We start from the raw sequence: 25,208 nt of genomic DNA on the forward strand, positions 1-25,208 counted from the left end.
GCGACAACGAGGGCGCGCGCCGGGACGGGGGGCGCCGGGTGATCTCGGCACATTCGCGCGGCGCAGGGGAATGCGCGTCGCACACGGGTGTACGCTGCGGACGCCGCGCCGCGCGCTCCGCCGGCGCGGCGTCTTCGTGCCGGCCTTTGCTGGTAACCTCCCCGCCATGGCCGACCTGAACGACCCCGCCCGCCTGGCCGAGCTGCGCGGCGCCATGCTGCGCACCGAGGCGGACGCCCTCCTGGACGACTGCGTGGCGCGGGCCGCCAGGCTCGCGCGGGCGCCGATCGCCTTCGTGAGCCTGGTCGTGCGCCACATCCAGCTCCTGCGCGCGCACCACGGCCTGCCGCTGGAGCTCGCGGTGAGCTGTGCGACCTCGCGAAGCAACTCCTTCTGCCAGCTCGTCGTGCGCGACGAGGCGCCGCTGCTCGTCGAGGACGCGCTGCGCGACGAGCGCGTCTCGAAGGAGCTCGTCGAGAGCTACGGCATCCGCGCGTACGCGGGGGTGCCGGTGCGGGTGGGCCGGCACGCGATCGGCTCGCTCTGCGTGCTCGACGTCGTGCCCCGCCGCTTCGATCCGCCCGTCGTCGCCGGCCTCGAGCAGCTCGCCATCGAGGTCGCCGACCGGCTCTCCGCGCTCGTCGAGCGCGACGCGCCGCTCGGCAGCGCCGACGTGCAGGAGCGCCTCGTCCGCGTCGAGCAGGCCACGCGCGTGCTGGAGCGCGCGCTCCTGGCCCTCGCGCCGGTCATCGCCGCGGCGCGGAGCGCGGCGGCTGTCCGGGCGCACGCGCCGCCGGTCGAGGCGATGCACGCGACCCCCTCGACGCTGGTGACGCTCGCCGGCCTGCGCGCGGCGGTCGGGTGCTGGCGCGACGTGGGCTCCGTCGCGGAGGAGCTGTGCGAGGAGGCCGCGGCCGTCGCGAGCTCCACCCCCGCGGCGTCCGGGCTCGTCGCGGCGGCCCGGGTGCTCGCGCGAGGCCTGGCCGAGGTCGCCCCGCTCGTTCGCCTGGCGGAGGGCGTGCTCGAGGGGACGCTCGATGAAGTCGCCGCCGATCGGGGGAGGGCGCTCGTGCTGCGCGGCGCGCTCGACGCGCACGAGGCCGCCTCCGCGGCGGTGGGCGAGATCCGCGCGAGCGCCCTGCGCGTACGGGCCGCGACGAGCGGCTCCAGCGGCGCCCCGGCGCCGTGAGCCACCGCCGCGCCGCCCGGAGCGTCGTGATCACCGCGACGTCGCGGTCGACGGCGGCGTCGCGGCCGACGGCGGTGTCGCGGCTGACGGCGGCGTCGCGGTGGTCACGGTCGACGGCGGCATCGCGGCCGACGGCGGCATCGCGGCCGACGGCGGTGTCGTGGCCGACGGCGTCGCGGCCGACGGCGTCGCGGCTGACGGCGGCGTCGCGGTGGTCCCGGCCGACGGCGGCGTCGCGGCCGTCGCGGCCGACGGCGTCGCGGGCAGCTCGCGGGTGATCTCGCCCGCGTCCGTCCCCTCTGGCGGCGGCGGCTCCGACCCGGGCGTCACCGGCGTGCCCTCCCAGGTCGCGCTCTTGTCCCGGCTCCCGTAGACGAACGGCGGCCGGGTCTCCAGCTCCCGCGCGATGCGGGCGAGCTCCTCGTCGAGGTAGCGCGGGTTCGCGAGCCGCTCGCGGATGCCGCTGTTCAGGTAGCCGCGGATGTCGGGGCTATCCGGGTAGTACTTCGTGTACACGTTGTACCGGAAGAGCGGCTTCAGCCGGTGCAGGTCCCTCGGGCCGCTCGGCAGGGGCAGGAGCTCGACGAAGCTCTTCCGCTTCGCCCGCTCCTCCAGCCGGTCGAGGACGAGCTGGAGGCTGTTCTCCAGCAGGTGCGGCGCGCAGTGATCCGCGAAATCGTCGTAGAGCAGCCGCATGAGCGCCCTCGCCTCGTCGATCGGGAGCTGCGCCTGCCGCTCGCGGCCCATGCGCCGGACGAGGACCATGAACGGCGAGGGCTGGTTGCCCGTCGCGCGGATCTCCTCCGGGTCGCGGAAGTCCGGCTGGCGGTAAGGGAAGTGGCGCGGGTTGATCGCGTCGAAGCCGCCGCGGCCGTAGAACAGGATGCGCTGCCACGACAGGCGCTCTTCCGGCGTGAAGAACTCGACCTCGGCCGCCAGATCCATGTTCATCCCGAAGTACTTGCCCGGCGCCGCCGGCGCGGGGAGCGTGATCTTCCCCATCGCGTGGAGGTCGGCCAGGTACTGCATGGCGAGCTCGACCGGCGCGATGCGCAGCCAGTACGACAGCACCGTACCGCGCGCCTCCGGGATCATGAAGATATGGGCGAGGTAGATGACGCAGAGATCCGGGGCGTACGCCGGATTGACGAGCACGGTGCCGTCGCGGACGCCGCGCACCCTCCCGTCCGAGTCCCGCGCGACGAGCAGGAAGTAGCGCATGTATGTGCCCGACGGCTCGGGCGTGTACGGGTCGTCGCGCAGGAAGGCCTCGATGGCCTCCTTGCGCTCCATCTCGCCATGAGGACCGAAGCTGTCCCAGAGGATCTGATACGCCGCGTCGAAGTCCGGGTCGGAAGGGTCCTCGATGGACCAGATCTGGTATTTGCGGGTTTCGCGCTCGATCATCTCCACCACGTCCTGGTGGAAGAGATCCTTCATGCAGAGCCGGACGCGCTTCTTCAAGGATGGCTCCCGGGGTCCGTGATGTCAGACGGAGCGTTCATCTGATAGGTAATCATCGTGGCTCGCGAAGCGCTCGTCGACACGCGTACGGACATCGATTCCGCTCGCTCGGTGTGGAGCGACGCGGCCCCGGCCTATGAGCCCGTCCCGCCGCTGCGCGAGGACGCCGTGGCGGATGTGGCCATCATCGGGGGCGGGTTCACCGGAGTCTCCACGGCATACCATCTAATCCGTAGATTTCCGAGCCTCCGCGTCATGATCCTCGAGGCGCGTCACCTCGCCAATGGTGCGAGCGGCCGCAACGGGGGGATGATGCTGAACTGGATCAACGGGGTGAGTTACCGCGATCCAGAGCTCACGCGCCGCGTCCACGAGACGACGCGCGAGGGGATCGACGGGATCGTCGGGCTGATCCAGGAGCACGGCCTCCCGGTGCGCTACCGCCGCGACGGCTGCATGGAGGTGCTCACCGACGCGCGGCGGGCCGAGCTGGCCCACGCGCGGGTGGAGCAGCTCGCCGGCTGGGGCATTCCGCTACAGTACCTGGACAGCGCGGCGCTGGCGCAGCGGCTCGGCATCCGCGGGGCGGCCGGGGCCGTGCTGGACGCGACCGAGGGGCAGCTCAACGGGGTCGACCTGCTGCGCAGCCTGCGGCCGCTGCTCCTGGCCAGGGGGGTCGCCCTCCACGAGGACACGCCGGTGCTCCGGATCCGCGAGGGGCGCACGATCGAGCTGACCACGCCGGGCGGGGTCGTCCGGGCCGCGGCCATCGTGCTCGCGACGAACGGCTACACGCCGCGGCTCGGCTACTTCAAGACCGGCGTCTTCCCGCTGCACTCCCACGTGATCGCGACCGAGCCGCTCGACGCCGAGGCGCGCGCCGCGCTCGGCTGGGGGCAGGTCGCCGGCTTCAGCGACGATCACGACCGGATCGCGTACGCCAGCATGACCCCCGCCGGCGAGATCGTGTTCGGCGGGGGCAGCAACGCGGCGTACGCCTATCTCTACGGGAATCGGACCTCCTACCCGGGCTCACCCGGCTCGGCGGGGCCGGCGTTCGAGGCGATCCGGCGCCGGATGATCGGCTATTTCCCGGCCGCCGAGCGGCTGCGGATCGCGCACCGCTGGACGGGGACGCTCGGCATCACCATGAGCCGCCTCTGCAGCATGGGGGTGCGCGGCGAGCACCGGAACGTCTACTACGCCCTCGGGTACAGCGGCCACGGCGTGACCCTGGCCAACCTCGCGGGCCGCGTGCTCTGCGACCTCTACGCGGGCGACCACGCCCGGTGGCGGGAGCTGCCCTTCTACATGGCCCGCCTCGGGGGCGTCCCGCCCGAGCCGATCCGCTGGCTCGGCTATCACGCGTACACGAAGCTGACGGGGCGCTCGCCGCGCCGGGTGGGGTGAGCGCGGGGCGCGCGGCGGCGCGGCGCGGCAGCCCGCGCCGAGCGAGCGGGCTTGCGTGGCCAGCGCGCGGGGCGCTATTCGATGCGAGGCCATGTTCTGCGCGCGCTGCCACCGGGAGTACGACGCGGGCCATCGGTTCTGCCCCTACGACGGCGCGGAGCTCGCCGAGGCGCGGCGCATCGAGCTGTTCCGGTTCAAGCCGACCCGGCTGCGGGGCACCGTCCTCGGGGAGCGCTACGAGGTGCGCGGCTACCTCGGCAAGGGGGCGATGGCGCGCGTCTACCTCGCCGTGGAGCTCGAGACCGGGCAGCCCGTCGCGATCAAGGTCCTGGAGGCGTTCGCCGCCCGGGCGGAGCGGACGCGCGAGCGGTTCGTGCGCGAGGCGCAGAGCGCCGCCATCATCGGGCACCCGAACATCGTCCGGGTGCTCGACGCCGGCACGCGCGACGTCGACGGCGCCCCCTACCTCGTCATGGAGTACCTCTTCGGCGAGTCGCTCGGCGACTGGCTCCGGCGCGAGCGCCGCATGGACGCCGACCTCGCCATCCCGGTGCTGTCGCAGGCCGCGTCCGGGCTCGCCGCCGCGCACCGCGCCGGGATCATCCACCGCGACGTGAAGCCGGACAACATCTACCTCGTGGGCGCGCAGGGCGACCCGTACGCGGTCAAGGTGCTCGACTTCGGCCTGGCGAAGATGCAGGCCGCGGACCACATCACCGCGACAGGCACCGCGGTGGGCACCCTCGAGTACATGGCCCCCGAGCAGGTCGTGAGCGATCGGCCCGACGCCCGCACCGACGTCTACGGGCTCGGCGTGGTCATGTTCCGGACCTTCACCGGCGAGCTCCCGTTCCCGCGCTCGGAGCAGGCGGAGCTCCTCGCCCGGCAGCTCGTGACCCCGCCGCCCCGCCCCTCGGAGAAGCGCCGCGGCATCGACCCGCCGCTCGAGGCCGTGATCCTGAAGGCGATCCGGAAGCACCCCGAGAACCGCTATCCCTCGATGGAGGCGTTCCTCGAGGACCTCGAGCGGCTGGCCGGCGACCGCGACGGGCCGCTCTCGGCGGAAGAGCCGCTCCCGGAGCCGGATGACGTCTATGTTCCGCAGGGATCGTTTGCCAGGAACGCGGCGATCTACTTCTATAGGCGGCTCGGCATGGAAGCCCCACGCTTCGACTGATCAACACCACCTCCCGCGGGCGCTTCCCGCCACCCAGGAGATCCGTATTGCCATGGCCTACACTGCTGCATTCCGATGTCTGACCGGCTGTCCCGGGAGCTACCCGCTGACGCAGCCCCTCTATCGATGCCCCACCTGCGGCGGCCTGCTCGACGTCGCCCACGACATCGACGCGCTCCGGGACCGGAGCCCCGCCACGTGGATGAAGCTCTTCGACGAGCGCTACAAGCGCACGGTGTGGCCCTACGGCTCCGGGGTGTGGGGCAAGCGGGAGTGGGTCGCGCCCGAGGTGCCGGACGAGGCGATCGTGTCGATGGACGAGGGCGGCACCAACCTGTTCTGGGCGGACCGCTACGGCCGCTCGCTCGGGCTGGATGAGGTCTGGGTCAAGCTCTGCGGCAACAGCCATACGGGGTCGTTCAAGGACCTCGGGATGACGGTGCTCGTCTCGGTGGTGAACAAGGCGATCCGCGAGGGCCTCGAGGTGCGGGCGATCGCGTGCGCGTCGACCGGGGACACCTCGGCGTCGCTCGCGGCGTACGGCGCCGCGGCCGGGCTGCCCGTCGTCGTGCTGCTGCCGCGGGGCAAGGTGTCGATGGCGCAGCTCGTCCAGCCGATCGCGTCGGGGGCGCTGGTCCTGTCGCTCGACACCGACTTCGACGGCTGCATGGCCATCGTGCAGCGCCTCTCGGCCGACGGCGTGGTCTACCTGGCGAACTCGATGAACGCGCTGCGCCTCGAGGGCCAGAAGACCGTGGCCATCGAGATCGTGCAGCAGTTCGACTGGACGCTGCCCGACTGGGTCGTCCTGCCGAGCGGCAACCTCGGCAACGCCTACGCCCTCTACGCGGGCTTCAAGATGCTGAAGGACCTCGGCCTGACGACGCGCTTCCCGCGCCTGTGCGTGGCGCAGGCGGCGCAGGCCAACCCGCTCTACCGGGCGTGGTCCGAGGGGCGGAGCGAGGTCGTGCCGATGAAGGCGGGAGAGACGCTGGCGAGCGCGATCCAGATCGGCAACCCGGTGAGCGCGCCGCGGGCGATGATGGCGCTCCAGGCGATGAACGGCGTCGCGGAGGAGGTGACCGAGGACGAGCTCTGCGACGCGGCGGCGCGCGCCGACCGCACCGGGATGTACACCTGCCCGCACACGGCGGTCGCCCTCGCCGCGCTGGAGAAGCTCGTGAAGAAGGGCCTCGTGGAGAAGCGCCAGCGGGTCGTCGTGGTCTCGACGGCGAACGGCCTCAAGTTCACGGAATTCAAGGTGAAATACCACGAGCGCGCGCTCGCGGACGTGACGAGCCGGCACGCCAACCCGCCGGTCGAGCTGCCGCCCGACTACGACCGCGTCCTCGCCGCCCTCGATCGGCACGCCGCGCACGCCGCGCACGCCGCGCAAGCCGTCAAGGGTCGCTGAGCGCTCGCGCGCGCGATCGCTCGATCGCCCCCGCGCCGGCCGCCGCTACCTGCGCCTCGCGCGGCGCCGCCTGCGCTTCCCGCGGGCGGCCGCGGAGGTCATCGCGGAGGCGATGCCGTTTTGCAGGGTGTTGTGCGTGACGATCCCGCTCATGTCGACGCCGAGCTCGACGAGCGTCCTGGCGACGTCGGGGCGCAGGCCCGTGATGATCACCTCCGAGCCGAGCAGGCGCACCGCGACGGCGGCGCGCAGGAGCTCGTCGGCGCACTGGCCGTCGATCTGCGGCACCCCGGTGATGTCGAGGATCGCGGCGTGCGCGCGGCGGGACGCGACGCCGCGGACCAGCGTCTCCTGCACCCGGCGCACCCGCTGCGCGTCGAGCGCGCCGACGAGCGGCATCACGACGATGTCGTCGCTGATGGGGATGAGCGGGGTCGACAGCGCCGCGAGGATCTCGTTCTGCGCCCGGAGGGCCTCCTCCCGGGCGCGCCGCGCCTCGGCCTCCGCCTCGGCGCGCTTGCGCTCGGTGATGTCGCGCACGATCACGACCGCCTCGGCCTGGTCCCTGCCGGCGATCCGGACCTCGTACTCGCGCGTGCCGTCGCGCTGCTGCTCCTGGTACTCGAAGACGTGCGTCGCCTCGTCGGTGAGCGCGCGCGCCACGCGCTCGCTGATCTGCTCGGCCACGCGGGCAGGGAACACGTCGGAGACATGCCGGTGCACGAAGTCCTCGGCGCGGAGCGTCGGCCGCGACTCCCTGGACGCCTTGAAGTCCAGGCAGATGCCGTCGCTGCTGATCCGGAGGATCGTGTCCGGGATGGCGTCGAGGAGCGCGCGGTTGTTCGCCTCGCTCCGGCGCAGGGCGGCCTCGACGCGCTTGCTGCCGATGAAGTGACCGGCCTTGGCGGCGACGGCGAGCAGCACGTCGAGCAGCCCCGGGTCGGGCTCGCGCGGCTCCGCGTCCATGAGCTCCAGCACGGCCGCGACCTGCCCGTCGGCGCGGACCGCGATGGGGAGCTCGACGGCGAAGCGGAGGCCGGCGCCCCGCGCCGCCTGCGCGCGCGGGTCGTCCTCGACGGCGTCGAGGTCGACGAACCAGCTCGGCTCACCCTGCGCGTGCGCGCGGCCGGGCAGCCCCGCGTCGCGGGCGAACCGGGCGCCCCGCGTCGCCGCCTCGAGCGCGGCCGCGTCGTCGGGCGCGGCGCTCCACGTGTGCTCGCAGCGCAGCCCGTCGCTCTCGTCGTCGCCGAGCCACAGGGCGCCGAACCGGAAGCCGAGCGTCTCCCCGAGCGCGCCGAGGAGGGCGAGGACGCCCTCGGACAGCGTGGTCGCCTCGACGAGGATCCTGGTCACCGTGTACTGCGCCGACACCTTGTAGTTGGCCTCGGCGAGGGCGCGGCGCTGGTTCCACTTCTCGGTGAGCGCGAAGGCCATCTGCCGCACCTCGCTCGGGTCGAACGGCTTCGCGAGGATGAGCAGGTTGTCCGTGTGGCCGAACCGCGCGGAGATCTCCTCCCACGAGTAGTCCGAGTACGCCGAGCAGATGACGGCCTGGATGGCGCAGTCTTCCTTCCAGATGCGGGAGAGCGTCTCGAGGCCGTCCCACCCCGGCGGCATGCGCGCGTCCACGAAGACGAGGGCGTACGGGGCGCCGCGCTGAAGCGCCTCCCGGACCTTCTCCAGCCCCTCCGCCCCCTGGGTCGCGGACGTGAGCTCGAACCGCACCGGCGCCCGGCCGGGCGGCTCGCGGAGCAGCGCCGACTCGAGGCGATCGAAGGCCGATGTCTCCGCGTCGCAGCGGAGTATCCTGCGGAAATCCTCGTGGATTGCCGCGTTGTCGTCGATCAGCAGAATGCGCCGGTTCTGCTGCCGGCTGGGGTCCCGCATGACGAGTCCTCGGATCGTGAGGTGAGGCGCTACTCGACCGGCGGCGCGCCCTCGCCCTCGGCGGGCGGAGACGGCATCGGCCGCGGTCGCGGCTCGGGCGACTCGTCCTCGGTCGACGGCGGGGGCTGGGCCGGCGGCGGCGGGGGAGGGCTCCCCTGGTCGTCGCTGTCCCTCGCGGCGGGCTCCGCGGAGCCGGGCGGCTGGTTCAGACCGGCGGGCTTCCGCGCGGTCGTGATCGGGCTCGACCCCGGCGCGTCGCCCGGCTTGCTGCGGCCGCGCGCCGCGGGCGAGTCCGCGGCGTGCGGATCGAACCGCGGCCGCTTCAGCGCGCCGTGGATGTGCCAGCCGTAGAAGCCGTCGGCGCGCTTCGACCGCTTCATCTTGGGCTGCTGCATCTCGATCAGCCCGGCCATGTTCGAGCCCGGGGCGCCGAGCAGCGACTTCGTGAGATCGTTCTTCGACCGGTACGCGTCGGTGAACTTGAAGCGGACGTAGAGATCCGCCGTGGAGTTGTTCCACGGCTCGCGCATGTTGACCTTGCCGTCGCCGTCGAGCTCGAGGTCCGAGCCGTTCGCGGTCAGCTTCGTGATCTTGAGGACGCCTTCCTTCGCCTCCGCCGACAGGACGAGCTCGCCCAGCTTGGCCTCCGGGAGCGCGATGAGCCCCTGGATCTTCGTCTTGCCGTCGCCGACCGAGACCTCCTTGGCCGAGACCTCGAGCGTGCCGTTCGCCTTGTTGAACTTGCCCTCCGGCGCGTCGAGCTCGAGGGTCGCGCTCAGCGTGCCGGCGATGGGCAGGCCGAGGACGTCCCCGAGCGGACCCACCTTGGCGAGCTCCACGTCCGAGACCTCGACGTGCATGTCGCCGCCCGATTTGCCCATCGGGACCACGCCTTCGACCTCGCCGCCGAACACGCTCGCCCAGAACGAGACCCGCATCCGCCCGATCAGGAGGGGGAGGATCTTCAACCGGGCGTGCGCCTCGTCGATCTCGATGACGCTCGGCTTCGGCGCGCCGTCCTTCGCGGCGTCGCCCGAGGTGAACGCGGCGGCGCTCGCCCTGCTGCTCGATCCGACCTCGTTCGGGGGCATGATGAGGCGCACGCCCCGCATCTCGACCCCCGTGAACCAGTAGGCGTCGAGCTCGTCGATCTCGAGGCGCTGCGCCGGGCCGGAGCCCCGCTTCTGCTGCGCGCGGTCGAACTCGGCGATCAGCCGGTCCTTGAGCCGGTCATAGGGGAACGTGAGGTAGCCGAAGAGCCCCAGACAGAAGAGGTAGAAGAGCGGATAGACGGCCCATTTCGCGATCTTGAGGAGGCGCTCTTTCACAGCTCTTCCTCCTCGACGTCGCCGGCGGGGGCCGCGGCCGGCGCGGGGCTCGCCGGCTGGGGATCGCCCTTCCGGTCGAACGCGGAGATGCCGAGCTCCACCTCGTAGGAGTCCGGCTCTCCGGCGCGCGGCTTGATGTTCAGCCGCGTCACCGCGACCGGGTGGCCCGAGCTCTCGACGCGCTCGAGCATCTTGGCGAGCCCGAGCATCCCGATCCGGTGCATCTTCACCACCGTGACGCGCTCGGTGTACTTCTTCCCGTGCGGGACGTCGGGCCGATCCTGCGACTCGGCCGCGGCGAGCCCCTGCTGCTTCGCCGCGTCCTCGATGAAGCCGGCGAGGGGCGGCGCGGGCCGCGCGTAGCGCGCGAGCAGCGCGTCCCGCTGCGCCTTTCGCTCGTTGACCTTCCCGGAGGCCTCGTAGATCGACTGCAGCAGATCGCGCATCTCCTGGTTCTCGGTGCGCTTGCTGGAGGCGACGCTCGCGAGCCCGATCGGCACGAGCAGGAGCACGCCCACGGCCAGGAAGCCGAGGAGGATGGTGAGGAGCCGGCGCTCGCGCGGCTCCAGCTTGTCGAGTCGCTCGCGGAGCGTCATCGCGATCCCTCCGGTTTGTCCGCCGCGCCCGCGGCGGCGCTGTCCGCCGCGTCAGCGGCGCCGGGCTTCTTCTTCTTCTTGTCCTCGCACTTGAGATCCAGCTCGAGGACGTACTTGTGCCTGCCCTCGGTGAACTGGCTCGTCCGCGCGACCTTCACGTCGCGGAAGCAGCGGTGTTCCTTCATGTGATCCGCGATGATCTGCGCGTCGGACACCGACGGGACCACGCCCTGGATGGTCGTGTGGCCGCGGTTCACGTCGAGCTCGAGGACGTCGTGAACGATCTCCTTCGGCACCGCCTTCGAGAGCTGCACCATGACGTCGAAGGCGTCGACGCGGGGCATGGGGTCCTCGTCGGCCGCGCCGGGCCCCTGGTCGAGCAGCTCGCGGGCCTTCACGGGGTCGCTCGTCTCCTCGCCGAGCACGTCGCGGGACGCGTTCGCGAGCGAGGCGAGCAGGAGCTCCCGCTCCGCGTCGAGGGTGCGCATCTCCGCCACGACGGAGAACCCGAAGCTCAGCGCGATGACGGTGCCCAGGCCGGCGAGGATCGGGATCTTCTCGCGCAGGAACGGGTAGCTGCGCTCGGCCTCGAGCGCGCCCTTCCTGAGGTTGAACCCCTTGGTCTTCGGCGTGAGCCCGAGCGCGAGGCCGAGCGCCTTGGCGAAGCGGGGCAGCGCCGCGGCCTGCTCGGGCGTGAGCCCTTCGAGGCGAGGCGTCGGCAGCGGCAGGATGGTGAGGCCGAGCTGGGTCGACAGGAACAGCTCGGCGCCCTGCGCCGTCGCGCCGCCGCCGACGAGGTACATCCCCGCGAGCGGCTCGCCGCCGAGGTTGCGCCACGCCGCGAGGGTCTGCCGGAGCTCGCGCGCGAGCGCCGGCGCCGTCCCGGGGAGGCCGGCCGTCCCCCGCGACAGCGTGCGGGCGAAGACGGGCTCTCCGCCGGAGAGGATCACGATCTCGGAGGTGAGGTGATCGAGGTCGAGGATCGCGATGGGCGCGCTCGCGCCCGCGCTGGTCGGCGCGGTGAGCTCCGGCATGACGGCCTCGAGGTTGGCGAGCGCCACCGCGCCGAGGGCGACGCGCTCCGGCTCGAAGCCGAGCGCCTCCTTCACGACGGCGATGCGCTCGCGCACGTCGTCCGCGCGCGCGACCGCGGCGAAGACGGGCAGCGTCTCGACGCCGGGCGGCCGCTTCAGCATGCGGTAGTCGAAGACCGCGTCCTCCATCTCGAACGGCACCGTGGCCTCGAGCTCGAAGCCGAGGATGTTCTCGACCTCCTTCTGCGCGGCCGCGGGCAGATCGAGGCGGCGGTAGAACGATCGCTCGCCGGAGAGCGCGATCGCCGCGCCGTCGGGGCGGTGGAGCCCCACGGCGGCGCGGATCGCCTCGGCCTCGGAGACCGCGTCCGTCACGGCCACCTCGCCGAGCGCCTCGACGAAGACCCTCCTGTAGGCGGTGCGGATGAGCGCCGCCCGCACCACGGATTTCCCAGCATCTATCCCGAGCAGCCTGTGCATATCCGCGCTTCTTCCCGGAGGGGTGTCCTAGTCGATGCGATAGTAGACGATCGTCCCGGCGGGGTTCGATCGGACCTTTTGTTCGTACGCATCCGGCGTCGCGGGGGAGCCGGTCTTGTCGTCGGAGCTGGGACTGTTGGGCTCGTTCGGGTTCGGCGTGACCTCCTCGAGCTTCCCTGCCCCCGTGAGATCGACCACGGCGTGAATGCGCACGCGCGTCTCGCGCTTGTTCCCCGGGACGATGCCATCGGCGTAGATGCTCAAGAAGCTGCTCCTGTTGCCGAGAAAACTCGAGGGCTTCGCCTTGAATTTGACGGGCTCGACGCCCATCGCCTTGAGCTGCTGCCCGATCATCGTTCCGAGCACCGAGGATTTGTCCTCTTTCTGGGTCATCGCGATCTCGAATTCTTTCACGGTGGGAAAGAGGAGCCCCCCGGTCAGGCTCTGCACGAGCGACGTCACGGTCAGGAACGACGCCATCTGGTTCGGATCGGTGCAGAGCGGCGTGGCCGCACGATCCACCACGTTGTCGCTGCACGTCAGCGCCCAGAGCGTCTGCGCGCTCGCGGAGATCACGTTCGTCTTTTGCTTACGGCTCCCCCAGACGGTAAGGACCCTCTTGTCGGGGTTGCTCGGATCCGGATCGACGAACGTCGCCCAGAAGTCGTCGCTCATGCCCCGGACGAGCCGTAGCTCTTCGACCGAGTCGTACGGGGCGTTCTTGCGCAGATACGGGAGGCCGACCGTCTGGTAGAAGCTGTCCTCGGCCCCGGTGGAGCCCGGCGCTCCCTTGAAGTCGCAGTTGAATGTCTGGTCGCCTGGATCGGCCCAGTCGATGAGCGCGCTGCAGATGGTCATGCGGTCGGAGAACTGGCCGTCACCGTCGCGCTCCTCGAAGAGCGGATTGTACTGCTCGAGGGCCATGAGGCCGGCGAGCTGGCCTCCGACGATGAGCTGGTCCGAGATGGCCACATCGTCCGCGGCGCGGTTGATGTTGATCTTCGAGTCCTCGTCGACGATCTTGAGCTCGAAGCGGCCGCCGCCGGTGAGCCCCAGGTTCTTGCCCGCCGCGCTGCCCTCGCCCGCGGGCGCCGGCGGCGGCTCCACGCCGGGCTCGACGAGCTGCGCGTTGAAGGGGCCGAGGAACATGTCGGTGAACTTCCAGACCGGCACCTGGGCGTTCTTCATGCCGATCATCCCGAGCATCGGACCGAGCGCCGTGCTCACGCTCGGCTCGGCGGCGATCAGCATCCGCGACAGGTTCACGGCGCTCTTCGCGTAGTACTCGGCCCGGAGCGCGTCGCGATCGGCGAGCGCCGCCGAGAGCTCGGTGGAGGTCTCCTCCTGGAGCTCGGTCAGGAACACGGTGAGCACCGTGATCGCGCCGAGCACCATGACCAGCGCCACGCCCCGCTGGTCACCCCGCGTTCGCAGGCGGCGGCGCGCGCGCCCACCCGCCGCGGCGGGGGCGCGCTTCTCGTCGTGATGGCGCCCGGGGCGGCTCATGGCGTCGTGTTCCCGAAGGCGATGGGCACCTGCATCGGGATAGGCACCTTCGTCTCGAACTTGATGGGCTCCCCGCCCGGCCCGCCGTTCAGGACCAGCGTCACCCACACCTGCGAGGGGAGCCGGTCGAGCTGCGCCGCCGGCTGCGTCGAGTCCCACGAGTCGGTCCACTCCCCGGTGACGGGATCGAGGTACTGGATGTTGAAGCTCTCGATGTCCTCGGCGAGCACGTTGACGATCCCGCCCCTCGTGGGCTCGACATCGATGGTCTTCGCCTCGCGCCGGACGAGATCGAGCTTGTCACGCTCGGGGTCGCGCGATCCGAAATAGCCAATCTCGCACTGGTCCGACTCGTGTGTGTTCCTGAGGAGCCTCCGGTGCGCGAACGCGGTGAAATCGATGCGATCGGCGGGCGACGAGTCCTCGCCCGTGAAGGCGGTGAGCCGCACCGCGATGTTCTTGTCGGTCGGCTGGTGCCGGGACAGAAAGGCCGTCTGGAGCTCGCGCGAGATGCGCGCAATCGCGCCGCGACCCTGGTGGTAGCGGTCGCTCATCCGGGAGATGCCCGAGCGCGCCCGGCTCATGCCGTCGAACGCGCCGTAGATGAGCGTCCCGATGAGGGCGAGGATGCCCACCGAGACGAGGACCTCGAGGAGCGTGATGCCGCCTGCGCGCCGGCGGCGCCGGCGCCCCGCGAGGGCGCTCGCGCGTCGCGCCGTCATGTTCCTCCCCCCTCTCCGCTGCCCTCGGCGCCCTGCTCGGGCTGGCCCATCTGGGGGATCGTGACCCACTGCACGAGCTCGAGCGCGTGCTCCCGCGCCCCTTGCTGCCAGGTCAGCCGGACCGTCACCCGCCGCGCGCTCGCCTCGAAGATGGGCTGGAGCGTCGGCGCGAGCATGTCGATGAACGGCTGCAGGATCCCGGCGACCCCGCCCGCCGAGCTGCCGCCCCCCGCGCCGCCGCCTGCAAACGATTGCGCGAGATCGCCGAGCTCGCCGCTCGGCGGGGCGGTGCCGCTCGACTCGCCCGGCTTGAACCCGAGCCCCTCCAGGCCGGTGTCGAGGTCCAGGTCGCCGTAGTTGGGCTCGGGCATCTCGGGCTTCTCGATGCGCCAGTCGCACTTCACGTTGGGCGACTCGTCGCCCTCGCAGCACGGCCCGCTGTCGATCTCGTCGAGCGCCGGCAGGCCGTCCCTGGCGAGCCGCTCCTCGATCTCGGTCATCTTGCAGCGCGCGAGCCCGTTCGCGAAGCTGATGCTCCTCGCGTGCGCCGCGGCCGAGAAGGCGCCGGCCTGCGCCGACAGGATCGCCGTGAGCCCGAGGCCGAGGATGGCGACCGCCACCATGACCTCGAGCAGGGTGAAGCCGCGGGCGCGCATCAGAACCCCGTGTCCTCGCGCTCCGACTCCTCGGCGTCGTCGCGCGGCCTCGGCATGCTCGCCTTGCCCTTCTTGAGCTCCGTCTTGCCGGTCAGCGGCGAGACGAGCACCGTCATCACCGAGTCCTCGGTCTCCGCGCCGCCCAGGCTGAGCTGGATCGCGGCGCGCTCGGTCTGACCGCCGGGCCAGAAATACAGGTAGGCCCGCCCCTCCGTCACGGGCTCGTCCTGGTGCCCCGTCTCCACCTGGAGGAAGCGGACGCCGCTCGAGAGCTCCTTGCCGGGGCTGTCCTTCTCGGGGTTGAAGCCGTACGCCTTCGCCGGCGCGAACGAGGGCCGCGGCGCGCGCGGCCCCTTCAGGATCGCCTCGGCCTCCGCCACCGCCGCCCGCTCGGCCTCGGTGGCCGCGGCGGCGCCGCCGGTCCTGTCGTTCTTCTCGACGAGGAGCTCGCCCGTGGACTCCTCGAGCACGATCATCCGCTCCTCGAAGTCGAAGACCAGCCGCACCGGCTTCGACTTCGCGTTCGCGTGCGCGTAGGCGACCCGGACGGCGCCCGCGAGCAGCGCGGCGCTCCGCTTCAGCCGCGCGCTCGTGACCGCGCCCATGCCGAGCATGACGGAGCCGCTGATGAGCGCGATCACCGTGACGGTGATCAGCACCTCGACCAGCGTGAGTCCCCTCGTGCGACGACGTGTCATGGGCGCTCCTACGTCCAGCGCGGCGTTACATCTCCGCGATCTTGTTGAGCTCCGACTGCTTCATGTCGTCCCGGATGTCGTCCGGGGTGTTCTCTTTCCGGTCGTTGCCGGACGAGACGACATGAACCTCGTTGGTGGCCTCATCGCACTTGATCTTGTACGGCTGGCCCCAGGGATCGTCCGTCTTGTTGCCGTCGATCTGCTTCGCGCTCACCAGCGTCTGGATGGTCGGACACCCGTCGCTGCCCGCGCCGAGCTGCTGGTACTGCTCCGCGGCGCTCTTGATGATCGTCGCCCCGGTATAGGCGCTCTTGACGCGCGACTGCTTGAGCTTCGGCCACACCACGAGCGTGGCGCCGCCGGCGATGATCGCCATGATCGTCACCACGATCAGCACCTCGACCAGGGTCACGCCCCGCGAGAGCCTCCGGCCCAGCCGTCGAATCCTTCTTGCGCTGCTTGCTCTGTTCGTCTCCATCTCTCACTCCACCCTGTCAAGTCCGCCGATTTCGCCGTCCGGCCCGTCGCTCATCAGATCGTATCCCTCCGGATCCTTCCTGCCAGGGCAGGTGAGCCGGAGCGGCCTGCCCCACGCGTCGACCGGGTCGATCGCGAGGTATCCCTCGCGCTTCAGCTCTTCCAGGGAGCCCGGGCACCGCCGCTCGTGATCGGCGCGGTAGAGCGTGATCGCCCCGTGGACGACGGACAACGTGGCGCGGGTCGACCGAATTCCCACCAGCCGCCGCTCGCGCGCGCCGAGCAGCAGCAGCAGGACCGCCATCGCGATGCCGGCGGCGAAGGGCTTCGCGCGCGCCACGCCGCTCCGCCGGAAGAGCCCGCCGCCGCGCTCCCAGGGGAAGAAGATCGTGCTCTCTCGCTGCCTGCGGCGCCCCATGAGCCACCTACCCGACGAAGCTCGACATCTGGATGAGCGGCATGAGGATCGAGATCGCGATGAACGCGACCGCGCCGCCCATGATGACGATCATGAGCGGCTCGAGCAGGCTGGTGAGCACCTGGACGCGGGTCTCCACGGCGGAGTCGTAGGCGTTGGCGACGTTCTCCAGCATCGACTCGAGCTGCCCGCTCTTCTCACCGATGGCGATCATGTGGGTGACGATCGGCGGGAACCGGCCGCTGCGCTTCAGCGGCTCGGCGATGCTCTGGCCCTCGCGGATCGAGGCGATGGCGTCGACGACGACCTTCTCCAGGGCGGCGTTGCCGAGCACGCTCCGCACGATGTCCATCGCGCTGAGGAGCGCGACGCCCGACGAGAGCAGCGTCGCGAGCGTCCGGGCGAAGCGCGCGATGGAGAGCATCTGGATGAGCTTGCCGAAGATCGGCGCCCGCAGCACGAACGTGTCCCACCGGAGGCGCCCCTTCGGCGTCCGCACCCAGCGGCGGAACCCGTAGATCGCGCCGGCGAGCGCGAGCAGCACGAGCCACCAGTAGCTCGCGGCGAACGCCGAGGTGCCGATGAGCGCCGCGGTGTACCAGGGCAGCGCCTGGTCCATCGAGGCGAAGATGCCCGTCACGTTCGGCACGACCGCGATCATGAGCACCGAGATGAGCCCGATGCCGATGAGCGCCATCAGCGCCGGGTAGGCGAGCGCCGCGGTCACCTTGCCCACGAGCTTCGCCTGGTTCTCCATGAAGGTGGTCAGGCGGGTCAGCACGCCCTCGAGCGTGCCGGAGGCCTCGCCGGCGCGCACCATGCTCACGTAGAGGGGCGGGAAGACGGAGGGGTGCGCCTCCAGGGCCTTCGCGAAGCTCGTGCCCTCGCGCACCTGCTCGCGCACCTGCGTGAGGACCTTCTTCAGCGACTCCTTCTCGACCTGCTCGATGAGCGCGTTGAGCGACTCGAAGAGCGGGATGCCGGCGCCGATGAGCGTCGCGAGCTGGCGGGTCATCACGGCGACCTCGGACGTCGAGGGGCGGCCCGCGAAGGCGAGGATCTTGATGTCGCGCTTCGCCTTCGCCTTGGCGGCCTGCTCCTCGGTCGCGCCGGTGAGCATGATGCCGTCCTTGCGCAGGGCGGCGCGCAGGGCCTTCGCGTTCTCCGCGTCGCGGACCCCTTTGACCGGCTTGCCGGTGCCGACGAGGATGCCTTTGTATTCGAATACCGCCACGGCCTTCCCTACTCGTCGACGATGACGTCTTCCTGGGTCGCCGCGAGCACCTCCTCGACGGTGGTGGTGCCCTGGAGCACCTTGCGCGCCCCGTCGTCACGGAGCGTATCCATCCCCTGGGAAATGGCGACCCGCTTGATGGTCTGCGCGTCCGCGCTCTTCAGGATGAGCGGGCCCACCGCGTCGTCGATGATCATCAGCTCGTAGATGCCCCGCCGGCCGATGAAGCCCTTCTGGTTGCAGGCGTCGCAGCCCCCGGGTTTGTAGAACACGGCCCGGTCGATGTCCTGCCCGATGTAGTCGTATTTCTGTCCGTGCACGCCGTACCGGTTCGACAGCTTCCGCCGGGCCTTCCAGGCGAGCCGGTCCTGGTCGAGGCCGAGCTGCTGGAGCTCGTAGTCGGAGGGGCGGTAGGCGACCTTGCAGGTCGGGCAGAGCAGGCGCACGAGGCGCTGGGCGAGGATGCCGATCACGCTGCTCCGCACGAGGAACGGCTCGATCTCCATCTCGACGAGGCGCGTCACGGCGCCGGCCGCGTCGTTCGTGTGGATGGTCGAGAGCACGAGGTGGCCGGTGAGCGACGCGTGGATCGCGATCTCGGCCGTCTCCTTGTCGCGGATCTCGCCGACCATGATCACGTCCGGGTCCTGCCGGAGGAAGGCGCGCAGCGCCGAGGCGAAGGTGAGCCCGATCCCGGGGTGGACGTGGATCTGGTGAATGCCGCCGATCTCGTACTCGACCGGGTCCTCGGCCGTGAGGATGTTCCGGCTCGGCTCGTTGATCCGGTTGAGGCAGGCGTAGAGCGTGGTCGTCTTGCCGCTGCCGGTCGGGCCGGTGACGAGGATGATGCCGTCCGGCCGCTGGATGAGCCCGTCCATCAGGGCGTACTCGCGCGGCGCGAAGCCGAGGTCGTCGAGCCCGAGCAGGACCGAGGCCTTGTGCAGGATACGCATCACGATCCGCTCGAAGCCGCGGCTCGTCGGCACCGTGGAGACGCGGATGTCGACGCTCTTGCCCGCGATCTTCAGCGTGATGCGGCCGTCCTGCGGGAGCCGCTTCTCGGCGATGTTGAGCGACGCCATGATCTTCACGCGCGCGATGATCGGCGCCATGAACTGCTTCGAGGCGCGCTTCGCGACGTAGAGCTCGCCGTCGATCCGGTAGCGGACGACGACGTCGCGCTCCTCGGGCTCGATGTGGATGTCGCTCGCGCGCTCGCGGACGGCCTGCGCGAAGAGGCCGTTGACCCAGGCGATGATCGGGGCGTCGTCGTCCGAGTCGATGATGTCGACGAGGTTGTCCTCCTCGAGCGCCGCCTCGCCCTCGAGCTTCGTCCCGCCGTCCTCCTTCTTCTCCCAGATGCGGTTGATCGCGTTCAGCACGGTGTCGCTCGTCGCGACGGCGATCTCGACCGGCTTGCCGAACAGCGCCCGCACGTCGTCGATCGCGGTCGTGTCGAGGGGGTCGGCGGTCGCGCAGTAGACGACCCCATCGTGCTCGGCGAGCGGCAGGATCTTGTGCTGCTTGGCGTAGGTGATCGGCACCCGGCTCGCGAGCTCGAGCGGCACCGCGTCGATGTCGATGCGCTGGAGGAAGCCGACCTCGCACTCCTCCGCGAGCGCCTTCGCGATGCTCGCCTCGTCGGCGATGTTGGAGGAGACGATGAGGTCCGCGAGCGGCTGACCGCGCTCGCGGACGGTGTCGTAGAGCGGCACGAGCCGCTCCGCGGGGACGACGCCCCGGCGGACCAGGATCTCGCCAAGATACTGCTGCATGCTCATTCGACCCGCTCCATCTGCCGCCCGCCGATCGGTCGCCGCGGCGTTCGCGGGGGCGGCGCGGCCCCGTTCGGCGGCGGGGGCGGGGGCGCGTCGCCGTCCATCTCCACCATACCAGGGGGCATCGGCCCGCCGCCGGCGCTCTTGCCGCCGAAGACCGGCAGCCCCACCGGCTCCACCGGCGTGTGCTCCCGCGGCACCTTCGGCCGGGCCTCCTCCTCGAGCCGCGCGCGCTCCTCCTCGGTCAGGATCGACTGCCGGATGTCCTCGACGAGCCCGTTCGACCGGCCGAAGTCGCGCGGCGGCTCCCACGCGGCGCTGTCGCTGAAGACGAAGTAGCGGTCGATGAACTCCTGCCGCTCCTGCATCTTGCGCTCGAAGATGGCGCGGAGGTCCTCCTGGTCGCGGATGACGTAGGGCGTCAGCACGAGGAGCAGGTTCGTCTTCGTCTTGGTCCTGACCCGCTGCCGGAACAGGAACCCGAGCACCGGGATGTCGCCGAGCACCGGGATCTTCGTCTCCGAGGTCGTCGTGCCGTCGCGCACGAGGCCGCCGATCACCACGGTCTGCTGGTCCCGGACGACGAGGGTGGTGCTCGCGGTGCGCTTGTTGATGGGGATCGCGCCGAGCGCGCCCTCGAGCGGGGCGCCGGCGTCGGAGATCTCCTCGGTGAGCTCCAGCCGCACCTGGTCCGAGTCGTTGACGTGGGGGATGACCTTGATCTTCGTGCCGACGTCCTGGCGCGCGGCGGCGCCGCCGAGGCCGCCGAGGCCGCCGAGCAGGCCGCCGAGCCCGCCGAGCCCGCCCGCGGCCCCCGCGCCGCCCGCCAGGCTCGCGAGCTGGTTGAGCCCGCCGCCGCCCACGTTGGTCTGGAGCGGGATGTTCTGGCCGATCGAGATCTCGGCCGGCACGTTGTCGGTCGCGAGGATGTGCGGCGTCGCGAGGACGTTGGAGTCGCCGTCCTGGGCCAGCGCGTGGAGGACGACGCCGAACGCGGGGATCGACAGGCCCGTCCCGAAGATGTTGTTCGAGCCCGGGATCTCGGCGCCCCGGACGCCGAGCGCGAGCGCGCCGAGCTGCGACGGCAAGCCGCCGACCGAGGGGACGACGTTGTTGCCGCCGTACACGAGGCCCTGGCCCTGCTCGGTGTCGAACGGCGCGCCAGCGTGGTAGCCGATGCCGAAATCGAGCGAGCGGTTGACGTTCACGTCCATGATCACGGCCTCGATGAACACCTGCCGGCGCGGCTCGTCGAGCTGGTCGATCACGGCGCGGAGCTGGGCGTAATCGTGGGGGGACGAGGTGATGAGGAGCTTGTTGCTCGCCTCGTCGCAGGTGACCTTCACCTGGCCCTCGAAGATGTCGTCGGTCGAGCCGGGCACCGCGGGGGCGTTGCGCGCGGCCCCCCGGCCGCCCACGGCCGCGCCGCCGCCGCCGCTGCCGCCGCCGAGCACCTGGTTCAGGGTCGCCGACAGCTCCTTGCAGCCGGCGTGCTGGAGCGAGAGCACGTGGACCTGCCCCTCGCCCGACTGCGGCACGTCGAGGCGCTTCAGGATGCCGAGGACGCGCAGGTAGTCCGGCTCGGAGGCGGTGATGACGAGCGAGTTGGTCCTGTCGTCCGCGATGATGCGGGCGCCGGTGCCGCCGGCGCCGCCCCGGCCGGGCCTGCCGCCGGCGCCGCCCGCCGCCCTCGGGTCCACGATCTCGTTCAGCTTCGTCGCGACCTCGGCCGCGGAGCCGTAATGCACCGGCTGCACCCAGAGCTGATCGCCGGCGCCGCCGACGTCGATCTCCTCGACGATGCGGAGCATGCGCTGGATGTTCGATCCGGTGTCCGTGATGATGAGCAGGTTGCCGGGCGGGTAGACGGTGACGTCGCCGTCCTTCGACTTGAACTTGGTCAGGACGCCGCCCGCGTCGTTGGCGTCGATATGGGACAGCCGGTAGAGGCGGGTGACGAACCGGTCCTCCGCGGGCACGGGCGCGGCGGCGCCGAACACGGGGGTCGTCTCCGACACGGCGCCGGGCGTCTCGACGATCTTGAGGAAGCGCCCGTGGGGGATGACGGTGAGGTCGTTCGAGGCGAGGATCGACAGGAACGCGCTGTACGCCTCGGCGACGGTCACCTTCTCCGGCGCGTACACCGTGGCCTTGATCTGCCGGAGCTTGCCGCCGTAGATGAAGCGGCGTCCGGTGATGTTGCTGATCGCCTTCACCAGCTCGGGGAGATCGGCCTCGTCGAGGTTGAAGCTGACCTTGTAGCCGCCGGGCTTCGGCTTGAACTCGATCTCCTGGACGCCTTGCTTCACCCCGGCGAGCGGATCGTCTCCGGCGTCGCCCGGCGCGCCCGCGGCGCCTGCCGCGCCCGGCGCACCGGCGGCGCCCGGCGCGCCCGGCGCGCCCGTGGCTGCAGCGCCCGCGCCCGCGGCGCCCGCCGCGGCCGCGCCCGAGGGGATCCCGGGGCGGCCCGGGGCCGGCGCGCTCTGGCCAGGGGTCCGCAGCACGGGGGCGTTGCGGTTCGCGGGCTGCGCTGCGGCGGGCGGCGCCGCCGCGGCGAGCACGAGCGCCGCCACCGGCGCGGCGAGGAGCCTCCTCCGGAGGCAGCGGGGTCGCTCGAGGGTCGTCATCACCATCAGTCGGCTCGATATTCTCTGCGTGGGTTGATAAGGGGGGAGGCGGCGCCGCTCAGTCGGCGCTCGGCGCGCTCGGCGCGCTCTCGCGCTCGGCCGGCGAGGGGGGCCGCGGCCGCTTCGAGCGGGATGTCTTGCCCAGGGCGGTCTTGCTCGTCGCGGAGGTGGCCTCGCTCTCGGCCTCCTCCGTCGCTTCCGCCGCGGATCCATCGGCGTTGCGGGGCGGCAGGACGGCCCTGGCGACCGACACGAGGAGGAGGCTCATGATCCCGACGAACGTGAGAGAGCCGAGGACGAACGTGCCGACATACAACAGCGTCCGTCGGAGCAGGCTCCCCTCGTTCAATCTCCCTATCCATCGCGCCATGCCGCTACCCTGGTTTCGTCTGGTCTCGTCCGGTGTCGCCTGCTTCGGTCCCCGAGGTTCAGTCCGGAGCGCTCACTTGATGTTGAAGTCGATGTTCATCGGCTTTCCCTTGCGGTTGATCGTCACCGTGAGCCTGTCCGCCGTCCGGAGCCGCGCATAGGCCTCGAGGGCCTTTTGCGGATCGCTCATCTCAAACCCGTTGATGCTGGACAGCCGATCTCCGTTCTCCAGGCCGAGCGTCCCGAGCAGCGAGTCCGGTCGAATTCCGAACATACGGATGCCGACCACCTTGTCGCCCTCCTTCTCGGGGACGATGCGCGCAGAGCGCATCAGCTCGCCCTGGTTCTCCAGGATGGCGTCGACCGCGCTGCGCTCCACGTTGAACTCCGTCTCGCTCACCCGCTGGATCTTCGAGGCGATCTCCGGCGGGACCTTCTTGCCGCCGCGGGCGGCCGCCTTCGACGTCGACGCCGTGGGCGGCGGCGCCGTCGTGGGCGCCGGCGAGGAGCTGGCCCGCGCGCCGGCGTTGGTGCCGCCCACGATGGCCTGGCAGCGCGCGCTGCCGGAGGTCAGCCAGACCCGATCCCACCCCACGTAGTAAACGGTCTGCCCGGCGATCTCATCCCCTTGCCGGCGCAAGATCGCCTTGCCGTCCGAGCCGGCCATGGCCGCGAACGACCACTCCGGATCCTCGGCCTGCGTGATGAGCAGGACGCGGGTGCCGTCGCACGACGGATCCGCGTACGGGTCCTTGTTGGCCATCTCCTGCTGGACGTTCGGGAGCTCGACCGGCTTGCCGTCGAGCGGCCCCGTCACCGAGTCGAACGGGTTCCGCGACAGGATCGGCCCGGCGTTCGTCGCGTGGTCGGTGCTGTTCGCAGTTGACCCGAACGCCCCCGGGCGCGCCGGGGGGCTCGGCGGCGGCGGCGGCGGCGCGTCGACCGCGACGCTGGAGGCCACGAGCTGACCCATGCCCGACGCCTGGAAATAGGCGGCGAGCGCGATCAACACGCCCAGCACCCAGGGAAAATACCGCTTCAGGATCGCGTCGATGCCCATGCGCCCATGCTCCTCTAGGCGAGTTCCATGCCAGTGGTCAATCTTCGGCAGCTCGCCGCCATTTTCACGGAATCACGGAAGCTGCCCCGCCAAGGTGACGCACCCGAAGCGCGTCGGACGGCCTCGCCTTGCCAAAGTGACAAATGGATTTTCATGGGGGTGCCGGCAAGCCGGGGCGGTCGCTCTCCGCCGGGGGGCGCGCGCCGCGTCACTCCAGCTCGCCGAGCTTTCGATAGATGGTGCGCGTGGAGATGCCGAGGAGCTGCGCGGCCACCGACTTGTCGCCCCGGGCGTGGCGGAGCGTCTCGCGGATGAGCCTGCGCTCGACCTCGTCGAGGGGGGTGCCGACCGAGAAGGTCAGCGAGCTCGGCTCGGCCGGGGCAGCCTCGCGGATGAAGTCGGGCAGGTCGTCGACCGAGAGCTGGTCGCCGCGGCAGAGCACCACGGCGCGCTCGATCACGTTCTCGAGCTCGCGGACGTTGCCCGGCCACGTGTAGTCGGTGAGGCGCGCGAGCACGTCGCGCGGCGCCTCCAGGCGGGGGCGGTTGTTCTTCGTGCAGTAGACGCCGAGGAAGTGGTCGACGAGGAGCGGGATGTCCTCGCGCCGGGTCCTGAGCGGGGGCGCCGTGATCGCGATCACGTTGAGCCGATAGAACAGGTCCTCGCGGAAGCGGCCGGCGGCGACCTCGGCGCGGAGGTCCTTGTTGGTGGCCGCGACGAGGCGCACGTCGGCGCGCACGGTGTCGCCGCCGACGGGCTCGTACTCGCCCTCCTGGAGCACGCGGAGGAGCTTCACCTGCACGGCCGGCGAGAGCTCGCCGATCTCGTCGAGGAACAGCGTGCCGCCGGCGGCCTTGGCGAAGCGGCCCTCGCGCTTGGCGAGGGCGCCGGTGAACGCCCCGCGCTCGTGGCCGAAGAGCTCCGCCTCGAGGATGGTCTCCGGGATGGCGGCGCAGTTGACCGCGACGAACGGCCCGCGCGATCGGGCGCTGCGCTCGTGGATGAAGCGCGAGAGCAGCTCCTTGCCGGTGCCGCTCTCGCCGAGCACGAGCACCGTGGCGCTCGAGGGCGCCGCCTGGGTGGCGATGTCGAGCACGCGGCGGAGCGTCGGGCTCGAGCCGACGATCTCGCGCTTCGTGAGCAGCTTGATCTCCTGCCGAAGCGAGCGGTTCTCGGCGACGAGCGACTGGCGCTCGGCCGCCTTGCGCACGCTCTTGATGATCGTCATCCGCTTGAGCGGCTTCTCGACGAAGTCGTAGGCGCCCTCGCGCATGGCCTGGACCGCGGTCTCGACGGTCCCGTACGCGGTCATCATCACGACCTCGGTGTCGGGCGCGATCTGCTTCAGCGCGCGGAGCAGCTCGAGGCCGCTGACCCCCGGCATCATCAGGTCGGTGAGGACGACCTCGACGCGGCGGCTGCGCACGATCTCGAGCGCCGCCTTGGCGCTGTCCGCCGTGATGACGCGCATGCCGTCGCGCTGGAAGATCTTCTCGATGGAGGCGACGTTCGACGGCTCGTCGTCGACCACGAGGACCGTGGGGGCGCCGGGCGGCGGCGCGGCGCCAGCGGGCGGAGGCGCGCTCGGCGGTGCTCCGACTTGTGCCAGATCGTCAGCCATGCGCCACTATGTCATAGGTGCGAGCGCGGTGTCCAGCCGAGCACGGGTCTGACAAAGTCCGAT

The 25,208-nt window shown here is 71.2% G+C and carries 21 protein-coding genes; 4 read left to right on the forward strand and 17 right to left on the reverse strand.

What is annotated here, in order from left to right:
- Positions 1-70: 70 nt before the first annotated feature.
- On the forward strand, positions 71-1,189 hold the full coding sequence (locus tag WME76_RS43705; RefSeq protein ID WP_437958073.1) for a GAF domain-containing protein: 1,119 nt from the start codon (positions 71-73) through the stop codon (positions 1,187-1,189).
- A gap of 30 nt (positions 1,190-1,219) precedes the next feature.
- On the opposite strand, the gene WME76_RS43710 is transcribed toward WME76_RS43705, so the two are convergent.
- Positions 1,220-2,653 (reverse strand): hypothetical protein, encoded by a 1,434-nt coding sequence (locus WME76_RS43710; RefSeq protein ID WP_437958074.1) that lies wholly within the window; start codon positions 2,651-2,653, stop codon positions 1,220-1,222.
- A gap of 111 nt (positions 2,654-2,764) precedes the next feature.
- Here WME76_RS43710 and WME76_RS43715 point away from each other — a divergent pair, with 111 nt between their 5' ends.
- From WME76_RS43715 to thrC, 3 genes are all read left to right on the forward strand, one after another.
- The gene (locus WME76_RS43715) at positions 2,765-4,063 is read left to right on the forward strand and encodes an NAD(P)/FAD-dependent oxidoreductase (RefSeq protein ID WP_437962229.1); all 1,299 of its coding nucleotides are present in this window, start codon (positions 2,765-2,767) and stop codon (positions 4,061-4,063) included.
- Between the two features lie 91 nt (positions 4,064-4,154).
- Positions 4,155-5,240, forward strand: a complete 1,086-nt coding sequence (locus WME76_RS43720; protein ID WP_061615872.1) for a serine/threonine-protein kinase — start codon at positions 4,155-4,157, stop codon at positions 5,238-5,240.
- A 52-nt stretch (positions 5,241-5,292) separates the two neighbouring features.
- Positions 5,293-6,654 (forward strand): threonine synthase, encoded by a 1,362-nt coding sequence (thrC, locus tag WME76_RS43725; protein WP_437958075.1) that lies wholly within the window; start codon positions 5,293-5,295, stop codon positions 6,652-6,654.
- Positions 6,655-6,699: 45 nt separating this feature from the next.
- Here the strand turns inward: thrC and WME76_RS43730 are convergent, their stop codons facing one another.
- From WME76_RS43730 to WME76_RS43805, 16 genes are all read right to left on the reverse strand, one after another.
- Positions 6,700-8,541 (reverse strand): STAS domain-containing protein, encoded by a 1,842-nt coding sequence (locus WME76_RS43730; RefSeq protein ID WP_437958076.1) that lies wholly within the window; start codon positions 8,539-8,541, stop codon positions 6,700-6,702.
- Between the two features lie 29 nt (positions 8,542-8,570).
- On the reverse strand, positions 8,571-9,869 hold the full coding sequence (gene gspN, locus WME76_RS43735; RefSeq protein ID WP_437958077.1) for a type II secretion system protein GspN: 1,299 nt from the start codon (positions 9,867-9,869) through the stop codon (positions 8,571-8,573).
- On the reverse strand, positions 9,866-10,465 hold the full coding sequence (locus WME76_RS43740; RefSeq protein WP_437958078.1) for a hypothetical protein: 600 nt from the start codon (positions 10,463-10,465) through the stop codon (positions 9,866-9,868). The genes gspN and WME76_RS43740 overlap by 4 nt, the downstream gene beginning before the upstream one ends.
- Positions 10,462-11,979: a type IV pilus biogenesis protein PilM gene (pilM, locus tag WME76_RS43745; RefSeq protein ID WP_437958079.1), complete on the reverse strand. Its 1,518-nt coding sequence runs from the start codon at positions 11,977-11,979 to the stop codon at positions 10,462-10,464. Before pilM ends, WME76_RS43740 begins: the two co-directional genes overlap by 4 nt.
- A 27-nt stretch (positions 11,980-12,006) precedes the next feature.
- Positions 12,007-13,485: a general secretion pathway protein GspK gene (locus WME76_RS43750; RefSeq protein WP_437958080.1), complete on the reverse strand. Its 1,479-nt coding sequence runs from the start codon at positions 13,483-13,485 to the stop codon at positions 12,007-12,009.
- Positions 13,482-14,207 carry a type II secretion system protein GspJ gene (locus WME76_RS43755; RefSeq protein WP_437958081.1) on the reverse strand — a complete coding sequence of 242 codons (726 nt, stop codon included), beginning with the start codon at positions 14,205-14,207 and terminating at the stop codon, positions 13,482-13,484. Before WME76_RS43755 ends, WME76_RS43750 begins: the two co-directional genes overlap by 4 nt.
- Positions 14,204-14,863, reverse strand: coding sequence for a type IV pilus modification PilV family protein (locus WME76_RS43760; RefSeq protein ID WP_437958082.1), 660 nt, complete (start codon positions 14,861-14,863; stop codon positions 14,204-14,206). Before WME76_RS43760 ends, WME76_RS43755 begins: the two co-directional genes overlap by 4 nt.
- On the reverse strand, positions 14,863-15,561 hold the full coding sequence (locus tag WME76_RS43765) for a pilus assembly FimT family protein (RefSeq protein ID WP_437958083.1): 699 nt from the start codon (positions 15,559-15,561) through the stop codon (positions 14,863-14,865). Before WME76_RS43765 ends, WME76_RS43760 begins: the two co-directional genes overlap by 1 nt.
- A 25-nt stretch (positions 15,562-15,586) precedes the next feature.
- Positions 15,587-16,039 (reverse strand): type II secretion system protein, encoded by a 453-nt coding sequence (locus WME76_RS43770; RefSeq protein ID WP_433932435.1) that lies wholly within the window; start codon positions 16,037-16,039, stop codon positions 15,587-15,589.
- Between the two features lie 3 nt (positions 16,040-16,042).
- Positions 16,043-16,456: a type II secretion system protein GspG gene (locus WME76_RS43775; RefSeq protein WP_061615412.1), complete on the reverse strand. Its 414-nt coding sequence runs from the start codon at positions 16,454-16,456 to the stop codon at positions 16,043-16,045.
- Positions 16,457-16,463: 7 nt separating this feature from the next.
- Entirely contained in the window at positions 16,464-17,690 is a 1,227-nt protein-coding gene (gspF, locus tag WME76_RS43780) for a type II secretion system inner membrane protein GspF (protein ID WP_437958084.1), read from the reverse strand.
- Between the two features lie 8 nt (positions 17,691-17,698).
- Positions 17,699-19,471, reverse strand: coding sequence for a type II secretion system ATPase GspE (gspE, locus tag WME76_RS43785; RefSeq protein ID WP_437958085.1), 1,773 nt, complete (start codon positions 19,469-19,471; stop codon positions 17,699-17,701).
- Entirely contained in the window at positions 19,468-22,101 is a 2,634-nt protein-coding gene (gene gspD / locus WME76_RS43790) for a type II secretion system secretin GspD (RefSeq protein WP_437958086.1), read from the reverse strand. Before gspD ends, gspE begins: the two co-directional genes overlap by 4 nt.
- Positions 22,102-22,153: 52 nt before the next feature.
- A complete protein-coding gene (locus WME76_RS43795; RefSeq protein WP_437958087.1) occupies positions 22,154-22,444 on the reverse strand; it encodes a hypothetical protein in 291 nt (96 codons plus the stop codon).
- A gap of 93 nt (positions 22,445-22,537) precedes the next feature.
- Positions 22,538-23,524, reverse strand: a complete 987-nt coding sequence (gspC, locus tag WME76_RS43800) for a type II secretion system protein GspC (RefSeq protein WP_437958088.1) — start codon at positions 23,522-23,524, stop codon at positions 22,538-22,540.
- 208 nt (positions 23,525-23,732) lie between these two features.
- Positions 23,733-25,145: a sigma-54-dependent transcriptional regulator gene (locus WME76_RS43805; RefSeq protein WP_437288050.1), complete on the reverse strand. Its 1,413-nt coding sequence runs from the start codon at positions 25,143-25,145 to the stop codon at positions 23,733-23,735.
- Positions 25,146-25,208 lie beyond the last annotated feature (63 nt).

Origin of the sequence: Sorangium sp. So ce119 (genome assembly GCF_051524405.1) — a bacterium.
GTDB classification, from domain to species: Bacteria; Myxococcota_A; Polyangia; order Polyangiales; family Polyangiaceae; genus Sorangium; species Sorangium cellulosum_G.